This is a genomic window from Laspinema palackyanum D2c, assembly GCF_025370875.1.
Lineage (GTDB): Bacteria > Cyanobacteriota > Cyanobacteriia > Cyanobacteriales > Laspinemataceae > Laspinema > Laspinema palackyanum.
This window is the reverse complement of the sequence record NZ_JAMXFD010000040.1, coordinates 25,412-36,813: the sequence shown is the minus strand read 5'-3', so window position 1 is coordinate 36,813 and position 11,402 is coordinate 25,412. Positions and strand designations below refer to the sequence as shown.

Genomic DNA, 11,402 nt, shown 5'->3' with positions numbered 1-11,402 from the left:
TGACCTCTTTTTCTTATACTACAAATGGCCCAAACCGACAAGGGGTAAGCCTTTTGGCCTTCTTGTCACCCCTTCAGATTTCTTGACCCTAACAAACGGAATTTGTGGCCGGATAATCTGGGGAATCTATCCCCGTTAGGTTGGATCCTCCTCAATGAATGGTTGAATTTAGCTTGAGTTGAGTCTGAGTTGCGATCGCGCCGGGGGAATTTCACCGGCGATCGCAACTAAAACCCTCCCCCTTCCCCTCGCCCCTGTTCTATAGCATTGAAGGGGAGGGGAAAAAGAGGGCAATGCTATAGAACATCGAGGGGGAGGAGGAGGGCGATCGCAACTCAACCCAACATCATTAAGATTGCGTTGACTGATTCCCGACGGGCGATCGCATTCTCAACCGCCTCTAGTTTTTTTCGGGGTAGGTAAATCGTGGTCACCCTGTCCCCCTCTCTCCACTGGTAATGGTAGTAAGGTCCCGCGCATCCGGGCATCCAGTGGCTACTCGTTCGACTCTTACCAAGATGATCTCGATATTTGTACTGCCGTCCAATCCATCCAGACGCCCCGGGCTTTCCGTTGTGTTGCCGGTTGTCTGAACTCGCCGCATTTTCGCTAGATATAGCGTTGTCAGCAGCTTCCATCAACGCTACATCTGGGGTAAAATCATCTGATTGCACCCCGATCTGTCTCCCCCTCTTGGGAGTGCGATCGCCTGAGTTCCCGGGAGTTGTTTCAGCGACTCTCTCGGGAATTTTGGCTTTTCGGCCAAAAATCAGATCATCCCAGAACGCCTTCCCCTGCTCTACTGTCAAAGGGGTTGAGTCTGATGCTATAGAACAGGACCGATCGCCACTGACGTTCCCTAGCATCCCCAAATTTTCAGAGTTCTGATCCGCGCCGGTGCGATCGCCGGTGATATGCCGATCGCCTTTGGCGGTCTGTCCTAAATTTCCCCCGCCGGTGCGATCGCCACCAATAGACTCATCGCCGTCGCCGGTGCTGTTGAGATTTTTATCCTTGCTGTAGAAGGGTTTCGGGTCCCCGGGGATAGCTTCCTCCCCTGGCGTTGAATTTCCCCCGCCGGTGATTTTCTCGGGTGGGTTGATTTGCATTAAAGGAAGGGATACTATAGCGGGTAACGGTCCTACAGTTTCCACCCCTTGCGGATCAGTTTGCTCTAAAGCACTATCCCCTTTTTTTGGGCTTTCAGAGGGTTCCATCGCATCCCCTTCTACCGTGTCGTAAAACCAGTCCGGTTTTCCATCGGTAGAGGGGGATGAGTATTTTTCGAGGTCAAATAGGTCAAGCTGATTTGGACCCATAGCTAATCCTCGCAACTATCAGCCTGTAACTCCGATTCAGACGCTTGACAGAATTGCTCCCAGGTGAGCGTTCTGTAACCAGCAATGCGAGTTTTTGGGGAAACCTGAATTTTTTCCATATCCTCCCCATCTTCATCTCGACACCAAGCACAAGGGTTCGACTCGAAGGGTTCTAAACTTCCCCCGCAATTGGCACAAACCCTTTCATTCGGAGCACAAACTGGACAATTGACCATCCCGCAAACGATGTCAAAGAGATGTCCGTAATCGTTGCACCGTGGGCATTCTGACATAATCAACCCCTCCTCACTGCCAAAAATCCGCTACCGCTGCACTCGTCACAAACATCCACCCCTTCATCCCCATCGGGTGATTCCCAATGAATCAACCCCCCCTGACACTGGGGACATTCGTAGACTTCCCAAAGGGTATCTAATTCGTGTTCTTCATTAACTTGATGAAGGGGTCTAATGTCTTGACCCGGTTCGTTCCCTAGCATTGCTCTAAAATCCTCCTCAGTCTTTACCTCAATCTAAAAGGGCCCTCTGTCACAAACGACAGAGGGTCTATTTTTATTGGGTGTCATCTTCCGAGTGCGATCGCCCTCTCGGTCCGAAGTCATCCGGCAATTCATCGATCCGCTCGATCTTCAGAATCCGGGCTAATGTTTTGAGTTGTTTTATCGTTGGTTTCGCGTCTGTCTGCCCCTTGATCCATCTTTGATAGGTGGCACGAGGGATCCCGATCATCACGCAAAATTCATCCTGAGTTAGTTCGGTCCGTTCTAACCGTAAATCCTCCAAAGGTGAATCACCGTCCTGTCTGCGAGCTTTTCTTGACATCACTTTAACATAATAATGTCTCAAATTGAGAACTCATACTTGACAAATCAGATATGATGTCTCAAAATGAGACTTGGAAAGCCAAACGAACGGACAGATCGCAAGTCGCTCCATTAAATCAGGGTGCTTCTCTGCGGTCTGCTCCTTCCTCTGTCTATATCACTTTTCGTTGGAGAGATGATAAAAATGAGCACCTATTCGCGCCCTGAGTTACAGGGCATGACGATCGCGGCGATTAAGCAGTTTTGCCGCGATAACGAGATCACCGGCTATTCCCGTTACACTCGCAAGACTGACCTAATCGCTTATGTCTACAGCGTCTTAGACAGCATTGAGTCAATGATGGAAGAAAACTTACTAGAGGCCCCTACTGAGGAATTGGATGGCGATCGAGCCGAGACTTCCCCAGAGGCGATCGCATCTACCCAGATCCACCCAGATCTGTCCCCGGTATCCCAGATCAACCCAGACTCTTCCCAGGTATTACAGACTGCTGGGAAAACTGATCTGTACGAGAGTTCCCTAGTTATTCCAGAGTTATCCCAGAGTTATCCTAATGGGGTCCCCGGGTTATCCCCGGGTCATCCCCCGGTTATGCCGCGAATATCCTGCGAGTATCCTCGGGTTATGCCCGGGTTATGCCCGGGTCATGCCAATGGCATCAATCGAATATCCTCCGGTCATGACCCGGGCATAATTGACCGATACCCAAAATCTAGCCACGGGATAAACTCATCATTTCCCGGGTCTCGAATTCAGAACGTCTTAACTCACCCTAATCAAGCCAGGGGGTTAAGCTAATGAACCCAGATTATGTCACTCATTTTAAGGGGACCCTCGAAGATTTCAACCGATTTGTAGAGGCGATGCAATCGGAAGGATTAGAGGTCAGTTTAGAAGCTATGATTCCCGTTGAAGTGCAGGGGAATGAATTTGAGTTCACCGCTATTCAACTCATTGCAATTCTAAGGTTGTCAGAGGCACTCGCTAAACTTTTGCAGATGACAACAGAGGAAGTCCAAGCCTCTTTTTTGACCGCCGCCTGCAATGAAGCATCTACCCTTTCTCATCATGAGAAGGCAGCAATAGTTAGTCACTTTTACTCTAAAAGATGAGTCATAAAAGCGTCGATTCTAGGGGTTGATTATCCCGCAATAACGCTGCTATACATCATAGCACTTTCGGCCTAAAATCCTTGCCTAGCCTATCTCACTCTGTACTTATAGACTCAACTGAGGCATAATTCCGATGAGAGAATATAACCCTAAAAAAGACTCCTTCTATCCTTGGCTTGTTATCTCTACTGATGACAAGGGTTCAGAAGTGATTCATGCTCAACTCGCTAAAAGAAAGGAGGTAGATAACGTCCTTTGTGCATATCGACGCCTCTACCCTAATCGCAATCTAAAAGTTGCATACCGTCCCAAAATTTAACCGGGACTAAAACGGGGAAAGGGACCCGACTCGACGGGTCCCCAGTAAATCAATTCGCTTTCCTAAATCTAATCCTATCATGACTACAACAATTGTGAAAGTACCTAGCACTTGGATGGTTTTTTTACCCGGCAACCGTTGGGTGAATCTAGCTCAAATTTGTGATGCAGAGTTCTTCCATGAACTAGGTCATCTTGTCGTTAAGTGGTCAAACGGTGAAGCTTCGATTTTTGAGGGTGATCAAGCGTTAGCGCTTGCACAATCCCTTGTTGAGTGTCAAGAGGCAATGCAACAACGGATCTCTCAGATCGTTATCCCCTAATTACCGCCTGATGACTGGCATCTGCCAGAGGCGATCGCACTGATGGCGATCGCCTGATCCTTGGCTTCCTATGGATCGAAATCTTCCCCCAAAGGGAGGATCGCGGAATGGAAGCGCAATCATTCCGTACCGGATTAAAACCCGGTGCTGCTAGGCAATAACTCAGGGCCTTGAATATGAAGTGAACTACTTAAGTTTTAACGCTTCGTGGGTCAGGTTATTGCCACCATAGCAGCGTTCCCCTTTAGAGGCTTGAAATAGAATTGCAACCGTTCGGGAGATTCGTGGCCCTAAAACAGAGGGGGAGATTTGTGCAAACACTCCCAGAAACCACCTCGAAAATTTATGAATGAGAAACCGATAGTCATTGGGCTAGATGTTAGTAAGGATAACGTCGTAGCTTGCTCGCTGACTGAAGCTCCGTTTGACCTCAAACGTTACTTTAAGGAAAATAAGGAATCATTCCCTCGGTTGTATTCTAACCGGGATGGGATTAAAGAATTGCTAGAACTTAACCCTGATTGTGTCGTGATGGAACCCACGGGGGTGCATTATTCATGGATCTGGGCACGGATACTCAGAAGCCACGGGGTTAAAATCCTCTGGGTGGGTCACTCCGAAGTAGCAGCGTTCCGAAAGTCTAAAAAATTGCCAGATAAAAATGATGCGGCTGACGCGCTGGCACTCGCCGCCTATGCCCTGAGTTATTTGAACTACCCAGAGGCATTTTTGGGATATGAGCATGAGAATTTTATCGTGCCAATGCGGGAAGCTTGCCTACAACTGCAAAATCTAAACCGGATCCAGAGTCCGATTATCAACCGATTAAGACAGCAGTTAGCTCGGGAGTTCCCAGAGGCTGCTTTGAAAGATTCCCAACGGGGAAGAGATGGACAGGTCCCCTTATGGTGTTTTATTGCGGGGAGGGAACGCAACCTCAAAAAGCATCAGGGATATTATGAAAAACTTTACGAGATCTCGATCGCCCCTGCTTATGGTGTTGAGATATCAGATTTTTCCCGTAACTTAGCGATGCAACTCTGTCAGCTAACTGACTGGGAAATTCAGATTGAGGAAGAATTGGCGACCCTCTTAAAACGCCCTGAGTTCAAACCTTACAATCAAGTGATGGACGATCTAGGGATGGGTCTACGGGTTAAGTGTTGGGTCATCTCCCAGATTTACCCGATCGAGCGTTTCCTGGGTTCCGGGAGTTATCGCAATTGGCGAGCCCGTTTTAAACAGCGATTAGGGTACGGGGGGGTAGAAGATTCATCAGGAGATAAGGAGAGGACCCGTAAGAGCGGATCCAAGATATCTCGTCAAATGCTCTATTTATGGGTGGTAACTGCGATCGCAGTGAAGAGGACCCGACCCGATACGCCGATCGCAAAACAACTCGCTGACTTCTATGATTCCAGGACTCGGCAATATAACGATAACCCTGAGATCTACCATTCCCGGTTGCTAGAAAAACAGCAGCAAGATGCGATCGCAACTCTCAGAACCCAGCTAGGTCCCCTGCTTTCACCTGCGATCGTCCGTCAAGTAGAAGCAAATCTAACCCTCGCTCTCGACTTACCCGCATTACTGGGAACCGATGGCAAGGGACCGGAACCCTTAAAAAAGGGTGAGGTTAAAAAGCGATTCGGCAAGCTGATAGTAAGTCAAACCGCAGCAAAGGGAGTTGAGTTATTATTCAACGAACTGATGGCAATTTTGCACCCCAAGGATTGACCCGGTAAAGATTAAAAGGACCCTCTTAAACCAGTAAGAGGGTCCTTTTAATTAATGCTATTCTGACTAAATAGAAGCGTTTTCTGAATATCAGAATATTTTAGATTCCCATGAAGCAACTTGTAACTGCTGAACGTCTGTGCCTGATTAGCCATACCCTATCAATGGCCTTTGGACTTGCCGGACTGCTGCTGGTATTACCCAATCCCGAATTCATCGTCAACCTGTCCGAATTCGGCCAGAAAGTCTTCCAATGGAGCATGGCTGGAGGGGGAGTCTCCTATATCATCTTAGGGGCTGTAGCAGTCGCCCTTTATGCTTATAGAGAACTAGGAACGCGATTGTGGTTAACCTTTATGGTTCCTGCAGTCGTCTTATCCCTCGGAAGTGAACTGCTGGGGACCAGTACCGGATTCCCCTTCGGACATTATCAATATTTGAGTGGCTTAGGCTATAAAATTGCCGGATTAGTGCCCTTTACGATTCCCCTGTCCTGGTTTTATATGGGACTCGTCTGCTATGTTTTAGCGCGGGCGGGATTAGAATCGATTCAACTGCCTACTTGGGTTAGACAGGTTGGGGCGATCGCGATCGGTGCACTCCTCCTCACCGCCTGGGACTTCGTACTCGACCCCGCCATGAGTCAAACCCAATTCCCCTTCTGGCAATTCCAAGAAGAAGGAGCCTTTTTCGGAATGCCTTACCGCAACCTCACCGGATGGATGGGAACCGGCGCAATCTTCATGAGTGTTGCCGCCTTCTTCTGGGGTAAAGCACCGATTAGATTATCCCGTTCACAATTAGGATTACCGTTAATCACCTACATTGTTAACTTTGCCTTTGGTGCGATTATCACCTTAGTTGCATTAGATTCACGCTTCGTGATTCCCACCTTACTCAGCATGGTTCTGGGAGTGGTTCCGGCAGTGGTGTTATGGTGGATTGCCTCTCCTCTGGAAGCAGCAGAAATTGAAGAGGCGATCGAGCCCATTGCGCCAAACACCCTCTCTCAAGTCTCCCTCCCCCCCGTAGAAGTCGCCGCCAAATAACCCTCCATTGCTTGTAAAATTAAAAGGTGTGTTATGGTCCGACCATAGCGCACCTTTTTTAGTCCAGTAATAGCGATGGATTTACGAAAGATTTATAACTTTGCTTTATTTATGGTTAATCACTGACTTTATCCTTATTGTTTATAGTTTCCTTGTATTCCTTACTAAACATAAATTATGTTTAAAAACATAGCCCTTGAAAATTTTAGAGGATTCCAATCCTTTAAACTAGAAAACCTGGGTATAGCGTTTCCCGGACTGATGAGGTACTTTTCAAAGCCCCTCTCCCGTTCTAGGAGAGGGGTTTGGGGCCACCATCGCTGTACCTTATGGAGATGAGAAAGGCTATAGAATCAATTTATTAGTTGGGGAAAATAACAGCGGTAAAACCTCTATCTTAGAAGCCGTTGAATTGCTCTGCTCTCGCCGCACTGTCGAGGCCTTCGGCAATGTGATGAACAGAAGAGGGGAATATTTAGAATGGGAAGAGAATGATCTGAATCAGCGGGAACGGTTTTTTGACATTCGCCATCTATTGGCGGGAAGTCTTGCATCAGGCGATCGATCCGAGGGGGTTGGGAGGGTTTGGCTTGTTGGTGCAAGGTAAGGAATTGAGTGAGGCGGAGAAAGAGGAAGCGTTGAAGGGGTTGACGATACCACCGATGATGTATGATAGAGTCAAGAGAAACAGATAGATCCGGGGAGCGATGTTTTATGGAAATCGAACCGCAAGCTAGACAGAGTTACACTTTTTTAATTGAGCGATCGCCTACTCCAATCTATCAACGCATCACTCGTGGGTTTAAGGATGCTTTAGAAACACTAGGACATAAAGTCCTCTATTTCGACCCCACTCAATATCAAAGTGATGAGGAAGCTCGGAAAAATTTATTTAAGAATTTTGAAATTAATGAAATTGATTATTGCTTTTTATTTTCTAATTCCGTAATATTGAAATCTTATATTAGAGAAATCAAACAATTTGTGTTTGAGGTAATTCCCTCCAATCTAATTTTTGTTTATCATGATCGAAGTGGCTGTAGTTTCCTCGTGGGACAAGGCGGTTTCAAAGCCTACTATCAAGCAGTAGAGAATGTGAAAGATAGAAGTTGGCATTTTTGTCTAGAGTGTAACGATGTTATAGATTTAAGGTTAATGGGATTTGAGCGAGTTTATCCTATTTTTCACGCTTCAGAGTTTGGGAGCGATTACGCAAAAGATGAAAAAGACTATGAGTATAATATTTCCTTCGTGGGTCATGTTCTACCTAGTTTTGCCGAGATATATAAAAGCACCGAAGAAATTTTAAAAGCTCCTTGCTTTCACAGGGTGGCTGCTGAATTTTGGAATCGTTTAGTTAAACATGATAGAAAAACGGAAAATTATGCTCACGATCTTGCCAGTCAGATAGTTGGGTCAACGTCTAGTTTAAAGTTTTTTGAAAAAAAGTTTTATTATGTTTATGTTCTCGGAATATTGACCCCATTTTTTAGAGGAGAATTGATTCAAAGAATAAATGATGAATTTGAAGTCGATATTGTGGGAGGCGATCCGGGATATATTTCTGGATTATCCGAGAATAGAAACATCGAAAAAAACGGCGTAAAATATCATCCCCCGACCAAAGATTATGCTGAATCTCAATATATTTATGAAAATTCAAAAATAAACTTAAACATTACTTCTTTGCAATTTGATGAAGCGGTGGTTAACCGAGTCATAGATGTAGGTGCAGCGGGAGGATTTATCCTCACCGACTGGAAAAATGATTTAAAAAAGGTGACATCGGTACATCAAGAAATATCCTACAGAACGATTGAAGAACTTAATTATAAAATTGATTACTATTTAACTCACGAAACCGAAAGGCAAGAGATTGCCGAACAGCTACATCAAGATGTAATTAGTAATTATAGGTATGAAAATGTGGTAAGAGATATGATGTCAAAGTTGAATCAGATGCCTAGTTCGGAATCGGAGGTAATCCGGATAGATTTAGGATGCGGCCCTCGCAAGGCAGAGGGTTTTTTGGGAGTAGATATCTACGATTGGGAAGGTGTAGATGTGGTGGCAGATCTAACTCGGCAATTTCCATTTCAGAATAATAGTATAGATGAAATAAGAGCTTATGATGTTATTGAACACTTGAGCGATCGCATTCATACAATGAATGAAATTTGGCGAATTGGTAAACCAGAAGCGATCGTAGATATTTGGGTTCCTTCAACAGACGGTAGAGGAGCTTTTCAAGATCCTACTCATGTCAGCTTTTGGAATATTAATTCTTTTAAGTATTACTGTAATGAATTTCCCGCGTATCTAGATTTATGTAAAAGCTATGGCTTTAAAGGGGAATATAGCCTAATTAATTTATCGCAACAAGAATCCGATGATGGAGGAGTTCACGTTCGAGCGATTTTAAAAGTTATTAAGCCGGAAAGTAGAAAGGAAGGGTCTTTAGAGGATTTTGTCAAAAACCTGAAACTGAAAAAAGTTAACCTTGCTATTTTTATAGACTGGACTCAACCGGAAGAAGCGATCGGGGAATTTTTAGGCGATGTACTGCGATCAATTGCGACTCATCCGGATAGAGAAGACATGAATTTACTGGTGGACGTAAGTAACTTTCCGCAAGAATCTGAAATCAGTCCAGAAGAAATTATTTCGGAAATTGCACTGACCTTAATGTTAGAAGAAAATCTAGATATTTTGAATGAAGGTGCAGAAATTTTTATGTTGCCAAGGATTAGTCAAATGCAGTGGCAAGCAATTTCGTCATACGTGTGCGGTCGAATTCAGTGGGAGCATGAAAATGCAAACACTCTCGCCAGTCTAGAAATGGAAAATATGCAACTCTACGATCTAACAAGCTTTAGCCGTACGGTATTTAAGTAGATGAGGCCATTTTTCCTGGAATCACGCTCGAACTCCGATGAAGTGCGATCGCTTCTCGTAGCGAGCAAATAAATGTCATCTTTGTTGAACAAAGGAAGAACGAAAAAATACCCACAACATTATGGCCCAGGGTAAAACCGTGTGAAAGAACCGTTGTACTGTGCGATAACTGCCCCCACCTGGGGTCCACCGAGAAATTCCCAACATGGTCACTCGGCCCTCCATTGCCAGTATGGCTTTGGCTATCCGGTTTAACTGACCTACACTTGTGGTCCCTATAACTGGGCTAAGGCACTGTAAAATTGGTAAGATCTCTTTCTTATGCTAATGTAGATTTCAATTGTAGTTGTAGTAAACAACAATTGTACTACGTTGGCCCTCCCTTTTTTTGGCGAAGGTATTGTTGAGAGAAGAAGCTTAAAGTGATACCCTGTAAAGATTGTCGGAGATCTCCCGATCGCTGGTAACTATCGATCGCCTCTCCTTTATCTGAATTGCTTCTTTATCATATTTTGTCTGATTTGTCACTCTCTATTTTATCAACCCTTCTGTTACTGTTGCAGTTGCCTGCGACGGCGATTCTGCTTTCTCGGCTGATTAAAGGGGCGTTTCGGCAGCCACCAATTGAACCAACTACACCGACTCAGGAGATGTATGGGGCTGTTAGTGTGGTGGTGCCGACTTTAAATGAACGCGATCGCCTCTCCCCTTGTCTCGCTGGATTAACTCGGCAAAGTTATGAAGTGCGGGAAATTATCATTGTGGATAGTAACTCCACCGATGGCACCCAAGATTTAGTCAAAGCGGCAGCGGAAAAGGACCCCCGGATTCGGTTGGTGACTGATGACCCTTTGCCGGGGGATTGGGTGGGCCGTCCTTGGGCTTTGAATCATGGATTTTTGTCGAGTTCCTCCGGGAGTCGCTGGTTTTTAGGCATCGATGCCGATACCCAACCTCACCCCGGTTTGGTGGCGGCAGTGGTGCAGGCGGCAGAGGCGGAGGGGTATGATTTGGTGTCATTTTCCCCTCAGTTTATTCTCAAGGAGGCCGGGGAAATGGTGCTACAACCGGCGCTATTGATGACTTTGGTCTATCGCTTTGGTCCGACGAATACTGAGGCGAGTTCAGCGGAACGGGTGATGGCGAATGGTCAATGCTTTCTCTGTCGGCGATCGGTTTTGGCGGCAGTGGAGGGTTATAAGAGCGCCCGTCAGTCGTTTTGTGATGACGTTACTTTGGCCCGAAATATTGCCCAGGCTGGGTTTAAGGTTGGGTTTATGGATGGGGCTAAGGTGATTAAGGTGCGGATGTATGAGGGGGCGGCAGAAACTTGGCGAGAGTGGGGGCGTAGTTTGGACCTCAAGGATGCGGCGTCATGGGGTCAAACTTGGGGAGATGTTTGGTTTTTGCTGGCGGTGCAAGGGTTACCCCTGTTGGTGGTGTTGGGGTATTTGTTATTGGGGTTGGAAGGGTCGCGGTTGCTGTTGGGATTAAATTTATTTTTGCTGGGGATTCGGTTTGCTTTGAATTTGGCGATCGCCCCTTCTTATGACCGGACCCAGGCCCCAAAAACAGCAGCCTGGTTATTTTGGCTGTCTCCTCTAGCTGACCCTCTGGCGGTGTTGAGAATTATTCTGTCCGCAATTCACACCCCGACTCAGTGGCGCGGACGACAGTATGGACCCCAATAGGCTAAAACGATGAGAGAAGTTCCCCGAAGGCTGGGCCTTCAGGGGGAGCTTGGGTTGAGGATATGGCATGATCTAACCAAAGATAGAAAATGAGGCTTGACCCTGGCCTCTAA

The 11,402-nt window shown here is 46.2% G+C and carries 12 protein-coding genes and 2 pseudogenes; 9 read left to right on the top strand and 5 right to left on the bottom strand.

Annotated features, from left to right (window positions below; genetic code table 11):
* Positions 1-335: 335 nt before the first annotated feature.
* From NG795_RS26555 to NG795_RS26540, 4 genes are all read right to left on the bottom strand, one after another.
* Complete coding sequence (locus NG795_RS26555; RefSeq protein WP_367291612.1) at positions 336-1,319, bottom strand: hypothetical protein; 984 nt, start codon at positions 1,317-1,319, stop codon at positions 336-338.
* A 2-nt stretch (positions 1,320-1,321) separates the two neighbouring features.
* Positions 1,322-1,612 (bottom strand): hypothetical protein, encoded by a 291-nt coding sequence (locus NG795_RS26550; protein WP_367291611.1) that lies wholly within the window; start codon positions 1,610-1,612, stop codon positions 1,322-1,324.
* Between the two features lie 2 nt (positions 1,613-1,614).
* On the bottom strand, positions 1,615-1,818 hold the full coding sequence (locus NG795_RS26545; protein ID WP_367291610.1) for a hypothetical protein: 204 nt from the start codon (positions 1,816-1,818) through the stop codon (positions 1,615-1,617).
* A 73-nt stretch (positions 1,819-1,891) separates the two neighbouring features.
* A complete protein-coding gene (locus NG795_RS26540; RefSeq protein WP_367291609.1) occupies positions 1,892-2,161 on the bottom strand; it encodes a helix-turn-helix transcriptional regulator in 270 nt (89 codons plus the stop codon).
* A gap of 186 nt (positions 2,162-2,347) precedes the next feature.
* On the opposite strand from NG795_RS26540, the gene NG795_RS26535 reads away from it, so the two are divergent.
* The 8 genes and pseudogenes from NG795_RS26535 to NG795_RS26500 all read left to right on the top strand — a co-directional run bounded on the left by NG795_RS26535 (position 2,348) and on the right by NG795_RS26500 (position 9,598).
* The gene (locus tag NG795_RS26535; protein WP_367291608.1) at positions 2,348-2,962 is read left to right on the top strand and encodes a hypothetical protein; all 615 of its coding nucleotides are present in this window, start codon (positions 2,348-2,350) and stop codon (positions 2,960-2,962) included.
* Positions 2,962-3,276, top strand: coding sequence for a hypothetical protein (locus tag NG795_RS26530; RefSeq protein ID WP_367291607.1), 315 nt, complete (start codon positions 2,962-2,964; stop codon positions 3,274-3,276). Before NG795_RS26535 ends, NG795_RS26530 begins: the two co-directional genes overlap by 1 nt.
* A gap of 398 nt (positions 3,277-3,674) precedes the next feature.
* Positions 3,675-3,917, top strand: coding sequence for a hypothetical protein (locus NG795_RS26525; RefSeq protein ID WP_367291606.1), 243 nt, complete (start codon positions 3,675-3,677; stop codon positions 3,915-3,917).
* Between the two features lie 345 nt (positions 3,918-4,262).
* Positions 4,263-5,654, top strand: coding sequence for an IS110 family transposase (locus NG795_RS26520; RefSeq protein ID WP_367291605.1), 1,392 nt, complete (start codon positions 4,263-4,265; stop codon positions 5,652-5,654).
* A 110-nt stretch (positions 5,655-5,764) separates the two neighbouring features.
* Positions 5,765-6,703, top strand: a complete 939-nt coding sequence (gene cruF, locus NG795_RS26515) for a gamma-carotene 1'-hydroxylase CruF (RefSeq protein ID WP_367291604.1) — start codon at positions 5,765-5,767, stop codon at positions 6,701-6,703.
* Positions 6,704-7,019: 316 nt separating this feature from the next.
* Positions 7,020-7,205: pseudogene (locus NG795_RS28475) on the top strand (AAA family ATPase); the annotation flags it as partial.
* A 16-nt stretch (positions 7,206-7,221) separates the two neighbouring features.
* Positions 7,222-7,398, top strand: a complete 177-nt coding sequence (locus tag NG795_RS26505) for a hypothetical protein (RefSeq protein WP_367291615.1) — start codon at positions 7,222-7,224, stop codon at positions 7,396-7,398.
* Between the two features lie 19 nt (positions 7,399-7,417).
* On the top strand, positions 7,418-9,598 hold the full coding sequence (locus tag NG795_RS26500; protein ID WP_367291603.1) for a glycosyltransferase family protein: 2,181 nt from the start codon (positions 7,418-7,420) through the stop codon (positions 9,596-9,598).
* 59 nt (positions 9,599-9,657) lie between these two features.
* On the opposite strand, the pseudogene NG795_RS26495 reads toward NG795_RS26500, so the two are convergent.
* A pseudogene (locus tag NG795_RS26495) lies at positions 9,658-9,910 on the bottom strand (transposase); the annotation flags it as partial.
* Between the two features lie 200 nt (positions 9,911-10,110).
* Here NG795_RS26495 and cruG point away from each other — a divergent pair.
* Complete coding sequence (cruG, locus tag NG795_RS26490) at positions 10,111-11,289, top strand: 2'-O-glycosyltransferase CruG (protein ID WP_367291602.1); 1,179 nt, start codon at positions 10,111-10,113, stop codon at positions 11,287-11,289.
* Positions 11,290-11,402: the final 113 nt, after the last annotated feature.